We start from the raw sequence: 16,307 nt of genomic DNA on the forward strand, positions 1-16,307 counted from the left end.
ATAGCAAATCAGTACATTTCTGTACAACGAAAGCCCTTACAAAAACTCAGACTTTTATTAGCCTACGTACATTTATATACTTATTTTATCAGATTTTTGTTTATTTTATGAAAAAATATTACGCGAATAAAATATAAGGGTCTTACCTGCAGCAGAGATGTGCAGGTAAGACCCTTTGTTACTTGGCGTTAGTTCCTCCTAAACATGCAACTGTCTTACTGAACAGTAGGTTCGGCCACTTGTTGCTCAGTTTGTTCAGCTTGCTGCTTAAGTTGCTGCTCAACTTGTTGTTCAACTTGTTCTTCTACTTCGCTTGGAGCAGGAAGTCTACCTTTTCCTTTTCCTTTTCCCTTACCTTTATTCGGTTGCAGCACTACATCTACAACGACTGCCTTTTTAATCGAAGGCACCTTTACAGAAGATACATAAACGGTAAGATACACTGGCTTTTTCTGTTTTTTCTTTGGCAATTTTACTAGGAAGCCATCGTTGTCGATCAAATCAGGGTTAGAGCTTTCTACCACTTTATAAGTAATTTCATCTGTTTCATTCGGTAGCTTCAACACTTGCTTATTCAATTCGCTTACATTGACAATCTTTGCAGAGAAATCATCGGCTGCTTCGTTAACTAATTCCCTGATGTCTTCACGGTCTTCTTCATCAACTGGACCTTGAATGGAAATAGCACTCCAAGCCTCATATTTAATTTTTATATCTTCCTCTTTTTCAACTGGATTCTCTGGATCATACTGATATCCAAAGATTCTTACTTTATATTTTCCGTTTTCCGGCTTTGTCAGTTTACCAGTTTTTGTACTTACATACTCCCCAGTTAGATTTTTAAAGGAAAGCTTTCCTGGTTTCAATAACTGAAGATTTCCTTTTTTGTCTGTCTTCTTCTCTACAGCCATTGTACCTAGCTTCTCGTCATTTAGACCCCAAATCTGTAGCTCAATGAGATTAATATCCTTTGCCTGCAAATCGGCAGATGCAGAGAAAGTGAGTGAATCCGGATTAACCTGAGTGCTGGAGAGCTTAAAGCTATCAAAACCGAATTTGTTTTCTTCTCTTTCATCACCTACATGAATAACAAACGGCAGATGCAAGTCAGGGTGTCCATCCTGGCTCTTCAGACGAACTTCACCTTCATATACGCCGTCCTTTACTTTTTTCTTAGCCTCTATCTGCAAATTAAATTGTAGGGACTTTCCAGGTTTTACGGTGAAGTCATCCTCTGACAGCTTCACTTTCAGGTTGTCCACATTAGTAGTTGTTGCTGGTTTTCCTGGTACAGACGTTACCTTTTCGTGCATAATAACTTCTGCTTCGTATTCAACCTCTTCATCGGAAGTATTTTTTAATTGAAGAGTTCTAACTAATGGTTTTTTCATGTCTCTGGAAACTAAGCCAAAGCTAACATTTGTTCCGTAGTTGGTAACATACTTTTCATTCATGTTTTTATCTAGGATTTTGGTCTTTTCAACTGTTTGTAGCAGAGCTGGTGTTTTTAGCGCTGCCAAACCATCTACACGACCAGAACCTTGGGAATACACATCATATAGAACACCATTGCCATCCTTGATTTCAACAGCAGTATTAGCCATAGCCGCCTTTACATCAAATGGCGTCCAATCTGGGTGAGCCTGTTTTAAAAGCAATACTAGACCTGCTACATGCGGTGTCGCCATACTTGTACCGTTTAGGCGTTGGTATGCATGATCGTAATTCGCATCTGGGAAATCCTTTTTCCATGTTGGCTTAGCTGACAGGATACTTACCCCTGGAGCCGAAACATCTGGCTTAATTGAGTACTCATCATCCATAGCTGGTCCACGCGAACTAAAGTCAGCCATTAGATCGCCTTTTTCTTCCGTCTTAGGATACTCGCTGCTAAACGTAATGGTAGCTTTGCTTGGATCAGCTTGAATTAGCTTCACCAATTCACGGCCTTCTTTTCCTTTCATATCAAAGGTAGGAATTGCATCCATTTGATCGCCAAGATAGGAATTAAAGTAATCGTCACGACCTACCGGATCTGGATCCGCAATGCCGTCTCCATTTGCATCATTGCCATTATAAATAATAATCGCTTTTGCTCCCGCTTTTTTCGCACTGGAGATCTTGTCCACAAAGGGTACTCCACCGCGTGAAACTAAGACCACTTTTCCCTTCACATCTACTTTAGCAAAATCAGAATTCATTCCTAGGTTAGCAAATACAAGCGAGAGGGCATCTGTACCCACTATCTTCGCAAAATCATTTAGACCTGTTTCATAACTTGCTACTTTAAATTCATAGTTTTTACCGAAAGAGGTAGTAGCTGTACTGGTATACAACTCTACTGGTGGCGTAGTTGCTCCTACAGAAATAACTAACTTAGCTCCTGCTGGAGATCCGGCTGTATAATAATATTGATTTGGATTATTATTAGCAGCATTTCCGTTAGCTACCACTGGAATAACCCCAGCCAATACAGCATTATTTAATGCGATAGCATCAGGTGAGTCAGGGCTCTTTTCCAAATCAGAGCCTAACGACAAATTGATAACATCCATGCCATCTTTAACAGCACGTTCAATTCCATCAATTACTTGAGCCGAGCTTCCGCCATGTCGTCCTAATACACGGTATGAATAAAGGTCAGACTCATAGGCAATTCCACGAACATGAACATCAGATGTTTTATTGGAAGCTCGTCCCACAATTGTGCCAGCTACGTGAGTACCGTGATGTGAGCCTTTATAACCTTTCCCCTCTGGATCTTCTTCAACTGGGATTGGCTTTTGCTCATATGGGTCATCATCATCGTCGTAGGAGTCATAACCACCTTTATAGGCATCCTTTAAGTCAGGGTGCAAATAGTCCACACCGGTGTCAATAACACCTACTTTTAAGCCTTTTCCCGTGTAGCCTAGCTTCCACATCTCAGGTATTTTCATTGCTTTCAGAGGGTTCGCGTCATAATGTCCTGGTGGTAGATCGGCTGTCTCAGATACAACCTCTACCTCTGGTTGGGAATAGTAGTTAATGTTGTTATAAACAGCTTTTACATTAGGCAGTTCAGCCAGCTTAGGGATTTCATTTGCAGGCAGAGTCACTACCATTCCATTAAATACTTCTTCAAACTTCTTCTCGATATCTACATCAAGGCCCTTGTCTTCAATAAGTCCTTCAAAATCATCCTGATCATCAGATACTAGTGAACGGGCTTCTCTTTCAGAACTTTTCGACTTTCCTTTCGTTACAACAACTGGGTCAGCTTTTAATTGGACAATAACCGTGACCATTTTAGAAGACTTGGTATCCAAAGCAGGAGATATGTACGCAGGGCCAGTAGAAACTTCCTCATCAGTTTCCCCCGTTACCTTTGCCTTTGTTAACTCGTTAACGTCTAATAGGGCGTCCAATTCTAGACCTTCTTTTGGAGTCGCCGCCATAACATTATACGGGATAACTCCTAGCAACAAGCTAGTAGCTAGTGCTATTGATGTAATCTTTTTCGGTTTTCGTAACAACTATGATCCCTCCTAAAAATAATAAATTTTAAAAAAATATAATGGCATACTGAGTTTTCTAAAAAATCAGTACATATTAATTTCTCTATATTTTTCTTTATTCCTTTAGGCCTAAAGTCATGTTTTTACAAAATTTAAAAAAACTGCCCTTCCGTATAATTGTCTATACGTTAAAGGGCAGTCATTTTTAATTTTTTTATGGTAAAATTTGTATTTTGAATAACGTTTATTGAAGAGCTTGCGGATTATCTGTACCCAAGAAATCCTCGTAAATACGCTCCCATACCACTTTGAATTCCATTTTTTCATTATCCGGAATTTCTTGGAAACGTTCAATCGGCTCTTCTAGGTATGGTGTTAATTTGATCAAGACTTCTGTTAGCATATTATCGTTAATGCCTCCTAGAATTTCCTTGATCTCATTTTTGGATAACGAGAATTCATTCTCTTCTTTTTCATGTAGATACATTACTAACTGGCTAAATACTGGATGAATCAACGACTCCAAACGAATGTGATACAAAGCGAACATTTCATCATCACGAAGCTCGAATGTATCTACTACTTCTGGGAAGGGATCTACTGGTACATCTAGGCTTGTTCCTTTATCAATTACTAGTCCCCACTTAATGAACATATCTAACGCTTCCTGAGCTGTTGCCGGATACTCATAGTTAGAACGCTTCAAAAAGTTAGCGTACTTCTCCAATAGAGCCACATAGTTTTCATAGTTCTCTTCGTCATGGAATTTATTTTTATCCAATGTATCGAAAGTTCCTTCCAATGCTCTAGTAGAATAGATGGACTTTAACATTTCTTCTTTTGTCTCTAGCTTGCTCACCGCATAGCAAACGGCTTTAAACAATACGTTCATCTCATGAGAGAACACGGTGCTCCAGCCATGCATGTCATAGCCTTTCGGAATAATAATATCGTCGCTACCTTTTGTGCGAAGATCTTGTATCGTTTGCATATTACACTCTCCTTATCCACAACTGCGTTTCACAGAGTACCTCTTAGTAATCCTCAAGTACATTAGGTTTATTATACACATAACTAGAGGCAGATTTCCAACTTCCAAAAGAAAATCCCCAAGCATATTAAAATGCCTGGGGATTTTCGCTTACTTGTGGCGTGCCACATCTAAACGTACAACTGCGCGTTGTAGGGCATACTCAGCGCGATGAACGTCAAGATCTGGAAACTTCTCATTGAGACGTTTTTCGGCACGTTGTTTTGCTAATTCTGCACGAGCTGCATCAATGTCTGTTGATTGCTCTGCTGCTTCTGCTAAAATCGTTACCTCTTGGCCGCGAACTTCCATGAAGCCGCCGCTAACTGCGATTACGGTCTCTTTGTCGCCTTCTTGCTTAATCCGAACAGGAGCAATTTTTAACGGAGTCACTAGCGGCGTATGGTTAGGAAGAATACCTAACTCACCTTCAACGCCTCGTGCAATGACCATTGTGGCTTCTCCGCTATAGACAACCCGTTCAGGAGTAACGATCTCTATTACCATTTTGCTCATTACCGTCTCCCCTTTCAGGGTTGTCTTACTTCATGTTCTTTGCTTTTTCAACTGCTTCTTCAATCGTACCTACAAATAGGAAAGCTGACTCTGGCAAATCATCATGTTTACCATCAAGAATTTCTTTAAAGCTACGTACAGTCTCCTTAACTGGTACATATTTACCAGGGAATCCAGTAAATTGTTCAGCAACGTGGAAAGGCTGGGACAAGAAACGTTGTACACGGCGTGCGCGCGCTACGGTTTGTTTGTCCTCATCGCTCAACTCATCCATACCTAGGATCGCGATGATATCTTGCAATTCCTTATAACGTTGTAGGATTGTCTGTACGCCACGAGCTACTTCATAGTGTTCTTGACCTACAATGTCAGGTGCTAGTGCACGAGAAGTAGAAGCTAGCGGGTCAACCGCTGGATAGATACCCAACTCGGAAATACCACGATCCAGGTTAGTTGTTGCATCCAAGTGAGCAAACGTAGTAGCAGGTGCTGGGTCAGTATAGTCATCCGCTGGTACGTAGATCGCTTGAATAGAAGTAACAGAACCTTTTTTCGTGGAAGTGATACGCTCTTGCAAGCTACCCATTTCAGAAGCAAGTGTTGGTTGGTAACCTACCGCAGATGGCATACGTCCAAGAAGGGCGGATACCTCAGAACCAGCTTGCGTGAAACGGAAAATGTTATCGATGAACAGAAGTACGTCACGGCCTTCTTCATCACGGAAATACTCAGCCATTGTAAGACCAGTCAGTGCGATACGTAGACGTGCACCTGGTGGTTCGTTCATTTGTCCAAATACCATCGCTGTTTTAGCGATAACACCGGAATCCTTCATTTCGTGGTAAAGGTCATTACCCTCACGAGTACGCTCACCTACACCAGCGAATACTGAGATACCGCCGTGCTCTTGCGCGATGTTATTGATCAATTCCTGAATTAGTACGGTTTTACCTACACCCGCACCACCAAATAGACCAATTTTACCACCTTTTACGTATGGTGCTAGCAAGTCAACAACCTTGATACCTGTTTCTAGGATCTCAGTAGAAGTTGCTTGGTCTTCATAAGCAGGTGCTTGACGGTGAATCGGATCACGACGAGGAACATCGTTCATTTCTACTTCGTCGATTGGATCGCCTAATACGTTAAATACACGGCCCAATGTAACTTCACCTACAGGTACAGAAATTGGTGCACCTGTGTCGATTGCTTCGATACCACGGATTAAACCGTCTGTAGAAGACATCGCAACTGTACGAACTTGGTTATCTCCCAAATGAAGCGCAACTTCACATACTAGATCAATGTCGCGTTCCCCGGAGCTTTGTGCTTTATAAGAAATTTTGATCGCATTATAGATAGCAGGCAGGTGACCATTGTCGAATTCAATGTCAACAACCGGTCCCATTACCTGAACTACGCGCCCTTTCGCCATCTTAAATCTTCCCTCCTAAAAGCTAATTGGAAGCCTTTATAACTGTCTTTGTTATACTTGTGAGTTCGCACCCGCAACAATCTCGGAGATTTCTTGCGTGATGGCTGCCTGACGAGCACGGTTATAGAAGAGTGTCAAACGATCGATAATATCAGATGCATTATCAGTCGCATTACCCATCGAGGTCATACGCGCTCCGTGCTCTGAAGCTTTTGCATCCAATACAGCACTATAGATTAGCGTTTCTGCATATTTTGGCAAAAGCACTGCGAGAACCTCTTCTGCAGAAGGCTCATAATCATAGTTAACTGTAGAGGCCTGTGAATCCGATTCAATTGATTGAAGTGGCAACAGGCGTTTCACCTGTGGAACTTGCGAGATAGCAGATTCAAATTCGTTATAGCAGAGATAGAGTTCGTCGATCTGTTCTTCCGCATATAATTTAACTGCTGTGTACGCAATTTGCTTAATGTCAGAAAAACTAGGGTTTTCCGGCATTCCAACTACCTCTTCAATAACAGGATAGTTACGTTTCACAAAGAAATCGCGGCCTTTGCGTCCGATAACAAAGATCGCATACTCATCTTTAGATTTATGCTTTTCGTTAGCCGCCTGAAGAACCTTACGGATGATATTCCCGTTATATCCTCCTGCGAGTCCACGGTCAGAAGTAATTACGATATATCCTGTCTTCTTCACCGGACGGGTTTGAAGCATCGGATGTTTAAAGCCAGTGCTTCCTGCGGCAATACTTGCTACTACCTCTTGAACCTTTTGAGCATACGGGCGAGCCGCTTGCGCTTGGTCTTGGGCACGGCGAAGTTTTGCAGTAGACACCATCTTCATCGCTTTCGTGATCTGACGCGTGTTTTTAACGCTTTTTATACGTCGTTTTACTTCACGAATACCTTGAGCCACTCATTTTCACCACCTTGGGAAATGCATGCTGAATTCTTCTGAACCCAGCATGCACAAAATCTATCGATGCCGAAGATTAACGGCTTGGAGCAAAGCCTTTTTTAAACTCTTCGATCGCTGCTCCTAATTCTTTTTCATCCGGTAATTCGTTTGTTGTACGGATATGTTCGAACAACTGTGGTTTATTGGAGTCGATGAAGGCAAGCAATTCTTTTTCGAAACGACGAACGTCTTCCACAGCAATTTCGTCTAGGAAGCCTTTTGTCGCAGCGAAGATAGAGATAACTTGCTTTTCAACAGGCATTGGTTGGTATGAAGGTTGTTTTAGGATTTCAACAACACGCTCACCACGAGTCAAACGAGCTTGTGTTGCTTTATCCAAATCGGAACCGAACTGCGCAAACGCAGCCAACTCACGATATTGTGCCAAGTCCAAACGAAGTGGACCAGCTACTTTTTTCATTGCTTTAATCTGTGCGGAACCACCTACGCGGGATACAGAGATACCTGCGTTAACCGCTGGACGTTGACCTGCGTTAAACAAATCGGTTTCCAAGAAGATCTGTCCATCTGTGATGGAGATAACGTTCGTTGGAATGTACGCAGATACGTCAGAACCTTGAGTCTCGATGAAAGGAAGTGCTGTTAGAGAACCAGCTCCTAGTTCATCAGATAATTTGGCTGCACGCTCTAACAAGCGGGAATGCAAGTAGAATACGTCACCAGGGTATGCTTCACGACCTGGAGGACGGCGAAGCAATAGGGACAACTCACGATAAGCTGCCGCTTGTTTAGATAAGTCATCATAAATACATAGGACATGTCCGCCCTTGTACATGAAATACTCACCCATTGTTACACCCGCATAAGGAGCTAGATACAGCAATGGAGCTGGATCAGAAGCTGTAGCGGAAACAACGATTGTATAATCAAGAGCACCATGCTTACGAAGTGTTTCAACTACGCCAGCAACTGTTGATTGCTTTTGACCAATGGCAACGTAGATACAAATCATGCCGTTACCCTTTTGATTGATGATGGTATCCAAAGCAACAGATGTTTTACCTGTTTGACGGTCACCGATGATCAACTCACGCTGACCACGACCGATCGGTACCATGGAGTCAATAGCTTTAATACCTGTTTGCAATGGCTCATGAACGGATTTACGTGCCATTACACCAGGAGCATTGTTTTCGATAGGACGGAATTCCGTAGTCGCAATTGGACCCAATCCGTCAATCGGTTGACCAAGTGGGTTAACTACGCGACCTAATAGCGCTTCCCCTACTGGTACTTCCATTACACGGCCAGTACGTTTAACCGTGTCACCTTCTTTAATGTCACGGAAAGCTCCAAGGATAATTACCCCTACGTTATCGCTTTCCAAGTTGAGTACCATACCCATAACGCCGTTTTGGAACTCAAGAAGCTCACCGGCCATTGCTTTTTCCAAACCATGTACGCGCGCAATACCGTCACCAACAGTGATAACCGTACCTACGTCAGCGATTTCGATCTCAGCTTTATAATTAGCGATGCGCTCTTTGATGAGCGAGCTAATTTCTTCAGGTCTGATTGCACTCACTTACGATTCACCCCATTCAACCCAGCGTCTTATATTTGATGCGCAAAATGCTCTAATTTCGTTTTCAAGCTACCGTCATATAAACGATCGCCAATCTTCACAACGACTCCACCAATAATAGTAGGGTCTATTACGCTTTCGAAGCGTAGCTTTTTATTCAGCATTTGACCAAACTGAATAGCAAGCTCTTCTAATTCTTCCTGGCTCAGTGGTTTAGCTGTAGTAACAACGGCATCCGCAAAGCCACGTTTATCGTTGGCCATTTCTACGTATGCTCTGGTTATTTCTGCGAATTCACTTTCACGTTTGTTGTCTACTAACGCAAAAAGAAAGTTGATTACTTCCTGCGAAGCTTTTCCTTTGAAAAGCTCCTCCAGCAACTCTTTCTTAGAAGCAACGGCAATTCGAGGATGCGTAAATAATTTATGGAAGTCAGGTACCTGTTTTAATGCTTCAGCAAGGTCTTTTAACTCACCTTCAATTTGATCAATGAGTCCACGCTCTTCTGCAATCTCAAACAGAGCACGCGCGTAACGTTTTGCTAATGCTCCACTCATAAGCGATCCCCTACTTGTTTCAGGAACTGATCAATCGTGGATTTTTGTGTAGCTTCATCCAATTCTTTTTCAATAATTTTAGAAGCCAACATAACAGATAGACTTGCCATTTGCGTACGTAGTTCTTCTTTAGCTTTCTCTGTCTCGCGAGCAATTTCTGCACTTGCTTCCGCTTTCAGACGAGCTGCCGTTTCTTCTGCCTCTTTCTTAATACGCGCTTCTTCTTCTTGTGCTTGACGAGTTGCACGCTCAATTAGAGCTTTTGTTTCTTGACGAGCTTCTTCTAACAAGCGGCGTTGTTCAGCTAGTAGTCCTTCCGCTTCTTTACGGTTACGTTCTGCTGCTTCAATTTCTGATGCAACGTATTGACGGCGTTTTTCCATGATTTGTGTTATAGGGCCAACTGCAAATTTCCTAACAACTAAAAGAAGTATCAGGAATGCGAGTACTTGAAAGAGCATCGTGCCCCCTTCAAGGGTTACCGCTCCAAACTCTAGCATGCTATTCACTCCTTCCTGGTTCAGAAGAGTATTTTAAGTAATGATAAAAAATCAATGATCTTTTACTGTTGCATAAACAAGGCGAAGGCCTAGCCTGCTAGCCTTCGCCCCGTAAAATTACATTTGGGAGTAAAGAATGAAACCAACCGCAACCGCGATGATAGGCACCGCTTCAACAAGACCTACCCCTAGAAGCATAAGACCCATCAAGCTACCACGAGCTTCTGGTTGACGTGCAACACCTTCAATTGTGCGAGAGATAACTAGTGAGTTACCGATTGCTCCACCTAATGCAGCTAAACCAAAGATAATACCGATTGCTAAAGCCAAAGTATTCATTAAAATAATCCTCCTCAAGTTTCTGTTGATTAAAAATTAGTGACCATCATTCGTTTTCTGCGAAATATATATGATTGTAAGGGTCGTGAAGATATAAGCTTGAACTGCCCCTACGAAGACGGAATAACCAAGCCACGCTAATAATGGGATACTACCAATAAAGACACCGGTGCTCATTAAGAAGGCAATCAAAACTTCCCCGGCAAAAATGTTACCAAATAGACGGAGTGGAAGTGTTAATGGCTTAATGACCAGTTCTTCAAGGATATGGAGTGGGTTAAGAAAATGCTTCAGGTACGTACCTAGCCCATGACGTCGAATATCCACGTATTGAGAGTAAAGAAGGATAGTAAGCGCCAGCGAGAAGGTCACACTTGCAGCAGCCGTTGGAGACTTCCACCATGCGATGTGTATACCATGTCCACCTGGTTCAAGTGCATGTTCCACTTTTTCGATTTTCTTAGCCTGAGCCTCAGGAGTCCCAGAAATCGTCAACATCTCAACAACTTGTTCGTTAACTACCTTGTTTTGAGCAGGGTCGTTGTGATGCAGCGTAACTACGTTAAGACCTAGCCCTAACCAGTTCCCTAGAATGATATAGAGAAAAACTGTTACAGCAAGTGTAATAAACCTTGCAGCCGTTTTTGCATCCATAACCGATCTTGCCAAGTTATTGATGAAATCGACAATCCACTCTAGAAGGTTTTGCCTTCCACCTGGAACACCTGTCGTTAATTGACGAGATAAAACAACCAGTAGGACAAAAACCAAAATAGCTGTCAACGTAATCATAAGCATGGTCGGAATATCGAATACGAGTCCACCGAGCTTAAATTTTAATGACCAATGATCCAAAATTTGTTCACCCCTTTCCCTCAAAAAATACTTCCTTAGTCAACCTTTTAAGAGCTTACTCTTTATTCTACCTCTTAACTTGTTGAAAAACAGTTAACAAATATTGAACTAATCATCTATTTTTAAGATTGTAATACACAAAAATAATCGAAAACACTTGAAATACTAGCAGTCCAATAATAACTCCCATAATTTGAAACAATTCTGGAAATCTTAGGGCTATAAAAACTGCTATAATTGTAACTGCAAACCTCTGCACCATTCCTATTCCCTTGGTTTTTCCTATATTACCAGTAATTTTCCATACCTTCAGATAAAGGAGAAGTCCATTGATAAGACTTGCAAAGCTACCCAACAGTAATGACTGAAAAAACAATCTATAATCAGGTAGGAGAAACCATAGAACCCCGATAAGGGCAATAGACCATAAAACACAGCGGATGATATTACGTACGGCAGTATAGAATGTTTGCATGTTACATCTCCCTACAGATAAGGACGTATCATTTGGTATACGCTTACAATACCTACGCCCAACCCTAGAAACAGCCCGACAATCATGAGCCAAGGAGCCGTATGTAACCATTCATCTAAATACTGTCCAAATAAGACTCCGGCTATGATACATATTGCTAGATCTGCTCCAATCATGCTTACTAATCCGATAGCTTTCCATGGGTTATTTACCTTTTTTGACAAGTTCGCTTCTCCCTTCAGACAGAAATGGAAGAGCTTGGTTGACACCTTAACATATTAACGAAGATTTATCTACATTGTCAACTTGTCGAACTGTAGGACACAAATTTTTCACAATTTGTCTATATTATTTTGATTATTGTTGAAATTCCTTGACCGCCACCTATGCATAAGGTAGCTAGACCATAGCGAGAATCGCTTCGTTTCAACATTTCATGGACAAGACTAACCAGAACGCGAGCCCCGCTTGCTCCAATTGGATGACCAAGGGCAATCGCTCCTCCGTTCACGTTTAGCTTCTCTCGATCAAGGCCTAATTCCTTCCCAACCGCTATTGCTTGTGCCGCAAAAGCCTCATTGGCTTCAATCAGATCTATTTGATCTATAGAAAGCCCCGCCTTCTTTAGAGCCTTTTCTGTAGCCGGTACTGGGCCTAGTCCCATTACTTGCGGATTGACTCCAGCGCTTGCATTGGCAACTATTGTAGCTAAAGGCTTAATCCCCAGCTCTTCTGCCTTTGCATAAGACATTAAGACTAGTGCTGCAGCTCCATCATTAATTCCTGAGGCATTTCCTGCCGTGACGCTCCCGTCCTTTTTAAAAGCAGGTCGCAGTTTAGCTAATGCATCCACCGTTGCACCTGCTCGCGGGAACTCATCTTGCTCAAACAAAATAGCCTCTCCCTTTTTTTGCGGGATAGTGACAGGGACGATCTCATCTAAAAAACGTCCTTCTTGAATCGCTTTGTTTGCCTTTTGTTGGCTCCAAGCCGCAAATTCATCCTGTTCTTCTCGGCTTATCTGATAACGTTCGCAAAGATTTTCAGCTGTTATTCCCATATGATAATCATTAAAGGCACACCAAAGCCCATCGCGGATCATGGAGTCTACGACCTTCTGATCACCCATGCGATACCCGTCTCTGGCCCCTTCTAATAAATAAGAAGCCTGACTCATATTTTCCATACCACCTGCAACTACCACATCTGCTTCTCCAGACACGATAGCCTGATAAGCTATATGTACAGCTTTTAATCCTGACCCGCAGACTTTATTAATAGTCAATGAGGGTTTCTCCTCACCAATGCCTGCTAGCATGGCCGCCTGACGCGTTGGGTTTTGCCCAAGCCCCGCCTGTAATACGTTCCCCATCACGACCTCGTCTACATGCTGTTTATCAAGACCTGCTTTGGCAAGTGCCGCTTCAATCACTACTGCTCCTAATCTAGTTGCGCTTACAGAAGATAACTTTCCTTGAAAACTACCGATGGCAGTGCGCACAGCACTGACAATAACTACATCGCTACCTTTCATCATATCCACTCCTTAAAAACATCAGATCGTAAGCTTTAGTTAGTTAATTTTGCCACTTGTGAATCTTCAGTCTTTTGATAACAATAATTAGTAACTAAGCTATATATTACCATATTTTTAAGGAGACAGATATCCCTTAGATTATCCTATTTATAAGTTTCCCATTATTACTATAGTAGAAATAACCAAAAAGTAAACAGGTAACTTTTAGAATGAAATCGCATATTACAGTTTAATAGAAAAAAGCCGTCTTTGGCAGATAGCAAAAGACGGCTAAGTCCTTCCTTTATCGTTGAATCAAACGATACAAGGCGGCAACACAAACAGCGCGTGTGGTTGGGCTGTCAGGTTTAAAGCTTCCTTGGATTGGATCAATTAATCCTAGTCCTACTATATTTGAAACAGAGGCTGATGCCCATGAAGCAATTTGATTCTGATCCTTCAGCTTTACTTTCGGAGTAGCTTGCTGTTGCAGGATTCGATCCAGTATGATAGCTGCTTCTGCTCGTGTAACAGGCTGATCTGGACGGAAGGTATTATCCTTATACCCTTTCACCAATTCCATGGACACCGCTACCTGTACTGCACCTTGCGCATATGAAGGCACTTGATCTTTGAAGTTCAATTTAGGTTGGTTGGGTAGCTCCCAATTAAACACCCTAGCTAATAGCGCAACATATTGAGCGCGTGTTAATGGGACGTCTGGGCCAAATTTGTTAGCAGACAGCCCTTTTACAAACTCCTGTTCCGCCATATAAAGAATCTCTTTTTTATAAGGGTGGTTGGCAATATCGCTAAACTGTTGACCGTATGGTACCAACAGTGTCGCATCGTCCATATAGATGCTTCCCTTTTCCGGGCGCGATTCAGAGCCTTCAGGCAAATTAGCAATATAGATACTCTTCAGTTGTAGAGGATAAGCCGCATTTGATGGGAAGTAGCCTCTAAGCTGTTTCCAACCAGTCCAGTCTATCTCCTTGGCAAGATCAACATAATGTGTTTTGCCCTTGCTATCTATTACTTCAGCGCGAAGCCAGTGGTTACTGTTATCCCCATAAACCCACAAGCCCATACCAATAGGCTGTCCCGGAATCGCTATAGGAGCTGCCCCCATTTTTCCATAGGCGAAACGGGTATTAGCAGATGATGCTCCGCTGAAATCATACGTTAATTTAGCAGATTTACCAGAACGATGCACTTGTTCACTTTGGAGCAAGAAGGAGCCCTTCGAAGTTAACCCTTCTGGATTTCCTGCAAACGAAATGCCGGCAATATTATCAAAATTGATCCATTGCTGCTCTGTAGCCCCTACTGTAATTGGTACCGTGGTTGATTTACCGTCATAAGATACAGTCAAGGTAGCTTGTCCTGTTTGTTCTCCTGCAACCAACTGCATTTGTTCATTAATATGTACAAGCTCGTTGCTTACAGTGGTTGTAACAGATAATGGCGTTGCTGTGACCAACTGCCCTTTTTTCGTTTTGATTTTAATATCGAGTGGCAATGTTTGACCTGGCATTACGGTAAGTGGAGATGGCGATACCATCACTTGCTCTACCTCAGCACCACTAACGACATGAATATTTTTCTTCGTCTGAATTCCATTGACGCTAGCCGTAACAACAGATGTACCTGATTGACGAGCGATAAATGAGCTTCCTTCAAATGATCCAGAATCCCCATCTACTCCCCAAGAAATCTGGTTTGCGTCAATTTTATAAGGTAAATAGTGGTTGTCATATGCTTTGGTTCCAAATTGAATAGCCTGTCCAATTAACGTTTCAGTAGGTCCTGTTAATTGGAATCCAGCCAAATCCCCGGCAGGTGCCGTATTAAATACACCTAATCCCGTTGGAACACGACGTTCTACTCCCTGCATAGGGCGATTGGCCAATTTGGCTTCTGTTTCCCCTAGCATGCGAACGGCTAATGTTTGTGAACCACCGCCATCAAAATTGGCCGCCATATAAGAGCCAGCTTCAACCATGATCTGAGCAAATTCGACCAATGTTACCCCACGGCTGGCACTGCCTTGCTCTACACTTACAATGTAGAGTGTCTTTCCGTCTTTAGAGACGCCGACACCAGTCCGGGCTGTTTTCCCCATAACTGCTTTATCAGCGGAAATAGTAGCTACTTTTCCCTGATTAACTAGCAAAGCATGCCCTCCCACTGCTTGGGCCCACTCTTTTGAATTAGGAGTAGTTTGTGAATCTACAGTCACAGAAGAGCCTACAGGAAACTCTTGTTGCAAAAATTGAGCAGCTGTCCCGTGTCCCCATAAAACAAAACCATCGGCAGGAATTGCCGCTCCAGGCTGATCCACTCGAACCTCAGTAGCTATACCATTGCGAAAGACTACCTCAACCACACCTTTATAGCCTTTAATTGTTCCTAGACTGGTCTTCCCAAAGGCAGGTGTATACATATTAAGCTGGTTCTCATGGCTTTTACCTGCTGAAGAAGAGTACTCTTCCTTATTAATTCCGCGCAGGCTCATGTTTTTACCGTTTTGCGAGGTTACCAGCCCCGTGAACCCAAATCGCTCAATAGCGGCTGTCTTATCCGCAGTTATCCCTAAGCTGTAGTAATACGGTAAATGTCCCATTGAAGAAATCGTTTGTCCATCTTTTACAACAATTCCGAATGGTGCACCACGTAGAGACATATTGAAAAAGTCGGCATTTACACCAACAACTGCTCCTGCTTCATTTGTCATTTTCGTAATGCTTTGTTTTTCTGTTACATGTCCATTTGTCCCGTAAATGGGCTTCACTTCTACGTATTCATTATTCAGATCGACTTTTGTTATGTAGATTTTGCTTTTCTGGTTTCCATAGACCTTTTCATAATGCGTTAAGATTGTACCTTCCCCAATTGGCGTTTGCCAAACCATTGTTAACGGTCCTACAGTCGCAGCTTCTACTACATAGGCAGGCAGCACAACAGGAATAATTGCCCCGCATGCTACAGTTGTAGCCAGCATTAACGACAGAAACCGAGCTGGCTTCTTTTTCATTATTGTTGAAACCCCTCTCCATTGGCTAAACTTTCTCTTTTTTC

General features: G+C 42.4%; 14 protein-coding genes. All 14 read right to left on the reverse strand.

From position 1 onward, the window contains the following. Positions 1 to 215: 215 nt before the first annotated feature. On the reverse strand, positions 216 to 3,515 hold the full coding sequence (locus tag BRLA_RS21395) for a S8 family serine peptidase (protein WP_003334255.1): 3,300 nt from the start codon (positions 3,513 to 3,515) through the stop codon (positions 216 to 218). 226 nt (positions 3,516 to 3,741) lie between these two features. Further along, positions 3,742 to 4,488 (reverse strand): DUF6042 family protein, encoded by a 747-nt coding sequence (locus BRLA_RS21400; protein WP_003334254.1) that lies wholly within the window; start codon positions 4,486 to 4,488, stop codon positions 3,742 to 3,744. A 150-nt stretch (positions 4,489 to 4,638) separates the two neighbouring features. Then, on the reverse strand, positions 4,639 to 5,043 hold the full coding sequence (locus BRLA_RS21405; RefSeq protein WP_003334253.1) for a F0F1 ATP synthase subunit epsilon: 405 nt from the start codon (positions 5,041 to 5,043) through the stop codon (positions 4,639 to 4,641). A gap of 25 nt (positions 5,044 to 5,068) precedes the next feature. Beyond that, a complete protein-coding gene (atpD, locus tag BRLA_RS21410) occupies positions 5,069 to 6,478 on the reverse strand; it encodes a F0F1 ATP synthase subunit beta (RefSeq protein ID WP_003334251.1) in 1,410 nt (469 codons plus the stop codon). A gap of 51 nt (positions 6,479 to 6,529) precedes the next feature. Continuing rightward, on the reverse strand, positions 6,530 to 7,396 hold the full coding sequence (gene atpG, locus BRLA_RS21415; protein WP_003334250.1) for an ATP synthase F1 subunit gamma: 867 nt from the start codon (positions 7,394 to 7,396) through the stop codon (positions 6,530 to 6,532). Positions 7,397 to 7,472: 76 nt separating this feature from the next. Further along, positions 7,473 to 8,984 carry a F0F1 ATP synthase subunit alpha gene (atpA, locus tag BRLA_RS21420; protein WP_003334249.1) on the reverse strand — a complete coding sequence of 504 codons (1,512 nt, stop codon included), beginning with the start codon at positions 8,982 to 8,984 and terminating at the stop codon, positions 7,473 to 7,475. A 29-nt stretch (positions 8,985 to 9,013) separates the two neighbouring features. Then, positions 9,014 to 9,541, reverse strand: coding sequence for a F0F1 ATP synthase subunit delta (locus tag BRLA_RS21425; protein WP_003334248.1), 528 nt, complete (start codon positions 9,539 to 9,541; stop codon positions 9,014 to 9,016). Then, the gene (gene atpF, locus BRLA_RS21430; RefSeq protein WP_003334247.1) at positions 9,538 to 10,041 is read right to left on the reverse strand and encodes a F0F1 ATP synthase subunit B; all 504 of its coding nucleotides are present in this window, start codon (positions 10,039 to 10,041) and stop codon (positions 9,538 to 9,540) included. The genes BRLA_RS21425 and atpF overlap by 4 nt, the downstream gene beginning before the upstream one ends. Before the next feature lie 117 nt (positions 10,042 to 10,158). Continuing rightward, a complete protein-coding gene (gene atpE / locus BRLA_RS21435) occupies positions 10,159 to 10,380 on the reverse strand; it encodes a F0F1 ATP synthase subunit C (RefSeq protein ID WP_003334246.1) in 222 nt (73 codons plus the stop codon). A gap of 36 nt (positions 10,381 to 10,416) precedes the next feature. Next, positions 10,417 to 11,259: a F0F1 ATP synthase subunit A gene (gene atpB / locus BRLA_RS21440; protein WP_003334245.1), complete on the reverse strand. Its 843-nt coding sequence runs from the start codon at positions 11,257 to 11,259 to the stop codon at positions 10,417 to 10,419. Positions 11,260 to 11,347: 88 nt separating this feature from the next. Continuing rightward, positions 11,348 to 11,710 (reverse strand): ATP synthase subunit I, encoded by a 363-nt coding sequence (locus BRLA_RS21445; protein WP_022586153.1) that lies wholly within the window; start codon positions 11,708 to 11,710, stop codon positions 11,348 to 11,350. A gap of 11 nt (positions 11,711 to 11,721) precedes the next feature. Further along, positions 11,722 to 11,934 (reverse strand): AtpZ/AtpI family protein, encoded by a 213-nt coding sequence (locus BRLA_RS21450; RefSeq protein WP_022586152.1) that lies wholly within the window; start codon positions 11,932 to 11,934, stop codon positions 11,722 to 11,724. Positions 11,935 to 12,053: 119 nt separating this feature from the next. Next, positions 12,054 to 13,244, reverse strand: a complete 1,191-nt coding sequence (locus BRLA_RS21455; protein ID WP_041752425.1) for an acetyl-CoA C-acetyltransferase — start codon at positions 13,242 to 13,244, stop codon at positions 12,054 to 12,056. A gap of 286 nt (positions 13,245 to 13,530) precedes the next feature. After that, entirely contained in the window at positions 13,531 to 16,263 is a 2,733-nt protein-coding gene (locus BRLA_RS21460; protein WP_003334241.1) for a phosphodiester glycosidase family protein, read from the reverse strand. Positions 16,264 to 16,307: the final 44 nt, after the last annotated feature.

This window comes from Brevibacillus laterosporus LMG 15441, assembly GCF_000219535.2.
GTDB lineage: Bacteria > Bacillota > Bacilli > Brevibacillales > Brevibacillaceae > Brevibacillus_B > Brevibacillus_B halotolerans.